The sequence below is a fragment of the Streptomyces blattellae genome (genome assembly GCF_009709555.1).
Lineage (GTDB): Bacteria > Actinomycetota > Actinomycetes > Streptomycetales > Streptomycetaceae > Streptomyces > Streptomyces blattellae.
The window spans coordinates 1-497 of the sequence record NZ_WJBG01000032.1 but is presented as its reverse complement, the minus strand read 5'-3'; the positions used below and the strand labels follow the sequence as shown (position 1 = coordinate 497).

Below are 497 nucleotides of genomic sequence, written 5' to 3'. Positions count from 1 at the left end.
AACCACGAAACACCAGGTCACAACAACCATCTGAGATCTCTATCGAACTCGGGGCGGTTCAGTCTGACCCCCCCCCGTGAATGGACACCCTGCACGGTCTTCGGGTCATGTTTGCCGGAGGCGCCGAGGGTGGTGGTGTAGAAGTGCTTGAGATCGTGGAAGCGAGTTCTTTCCGGAAGCCTGGCGTGCTCCACCGCCCTTCGCCATTTCTGATGGAAATCGCTGTGGAGGACAGGTCTGCCGAACCGGTTTGTGACGATCAGGTCCTCGTCCGGCGGTTCGGTGTAGCCGCGTGCTCGGCGGCGGCGCTCGGCCTCCGGCAGAACGGGCGTCGGATCGGAGAATTGCGATGCGTGCTGGGTCAGCCGCGCGATCAGGAAGTGATCCACGGGCAAGGTGGCATAGCTGGCTTTGGTCTTGAGGCAATGCCGTTCAGTTAGGGCTTGCCGGGAAACAAGCCGTGGCTTCGGGTCTTGGTCCTCGTTGTCGTGGTATGG

General features: G+C 61.2%; 1 pseudogene. It reads right to left on the bottom strand.

The annotated features are described in order from the left end of the window. Positions 1 to 17 precede the first annotated feature (17 nt). Positions 18 to 497: pseudogene (locus GFH49_RS00875) on the bottom strand (hypothetical protein); the annotation flags it as partial.